The organism is Ureibacillus sinduriensis BLB-1 = JCM 15800, assembly GCF_000772955.1.
Taxonomy (GTDB): Bacteria; Bacillota; Bacilli; order Bacillales_A; family Planococcaceae; genus Ureibacillus; species Ureibacillus sinduriensis.
In genome coordinates this window covers 1-1,520 of sequence record NZ_JPVO01000015.1, presented here as the reverse complement: position 1 = coordinate 1,520, position 1,520 = coordinate 1, and the positions used below count along the sequence as shown (strand labels likewise).

Annotated in this window: 1 protein-coding gene; it reads left to right on the top strand. The window is 66.2% G+C overall.

Annotated features, from left to right (window positions below; genetic code table 11):
- Positions 1-237: 237 nt before the first annotated feature.
- The coding region (istA, locus tag CD33_RS19640; protein ID WP_084591202.1) for an IS21 family transposase at positions 238-1,520 on the top strand (1,283 nt) is incomplete at its 3' end.

Here is a 1,520-nt window from a genome sequence, read left to right as displayed (position 1 = left end):
CGGCGCCCACGCTGCGGATTTCGGAGCACCGTGACCGGCCGTTTCGGTTGATCGTGACCGCTCATTTCGCTAACGCGTGACCGCTCATTTCGGTAGCAACGTGACCGATTCTCCGCCTGTTCCGAAACAGGTGGTCACGGCTTACCGAAATCGCCGGTCACGACTTAGCGAAAGCCTTCCCCTTCGTTGCGCATGACCTGATGCGCCGCCATCCTCGACCGATTTCGGGAGAGGAAGATGGCGGCGCCGCGAGTAGCCATGCGAAACATCAAAGAATGTCTGCGCCTCAAGTTTGAGGCCGGCTTGTCCCACGAGAAGATTGCCCGTGCCTTGCAGCTGTCCAAGGGCGTGGTTAGCAAGTACATCGCGGCGGCGCGGGTGGCCGGGCTGGACTGGCCGGCGCTGGTGGCCATGGACGAGGCCGCGCTGGCGGCCGCCTTGTTTGCACCGACGTCGACGAACAAGCCGCGCGGTGAGCGAGTGCTGCCCGATGTGCTGAGCATCCACCGCGAGTTGCGACGCAAGGGCGTGACCTTGCAGCTGCTGTGGGAGGAATATCTCGCCGCGCATGCGGGCCAGCCGACCTACCGCTACACCCAGTTCGTCGAGCACTACCGGCGCTACGCCCAGACGCTCAAACGTTCGATGCGTCAGCTGCACCGTGCGGGCGAGAAGCTATTCATCGACTATGCCGGGCCGACGCTGCCGGTGGTCGACCCGGCCACCGGCGAAGTGCGCCGGGCGCACATCTTCGTCGCCGCCCTGGGCGCCTCGAATTACACCTATGCCTGCGCGACGCCAGGCGAAACCCAGGTGGACTGGCTGACCTCGCTGGGCCAGGCTCTGACCTACTTTGGCGGCGTGCCGGAAATGGTTGTGCCGGACAATCCGCGCGCCCTGGTCGCCCAGCCGGATCGCTACGAGCCGGGCCTGAACCGGGCCACGCTGGAGTGCGCGCGTCATTACCAGACGGTGATCCTGCCGGCACGGCCACGCAAGCCTCAGGACAAGGCCAAGGCCGAGGTGGCGGTGCAGGTGGTCGAGCGCTGGATCATGGCGCGGCTGCGCCATCGGCAGTTCTTCAGCCTGCATGCGCTTAACCAGGCCATCGCCGAGCTGCTGGAGGATCTGAATCGGCGCCCGTTCAAGCGGCTCGATGGCTGCCGGCGCGACTGGTTCGAGCGTCTGGATCGCCCGGCCTTGCGAGCGCTGCCGGTGCATCCCTACGAGGTCGCCACCTTCAAGCGCTGCAAGGTCAGCATCGACTACCACATCGAGGTCAATGGCAGCTTCTACAGCGTGCCCTCCGCCCTGGCCCGGCAGAACGTGGACGTGCGACTGACGGCACACACCCTGGAAGTGCTGCATGGCAACCGGCGGGTGGCCAGCCACCTGCTGCTGGGGCGACGCGGCGCTTACAGTACCCAGCGCGAACACATGCCCGCAGCGCACCAGGCGCATCGTGAGTGGACGCCGCAACGCCTGCTCGACTGGGGCGAGCGGATCGGCCCCTACACGCG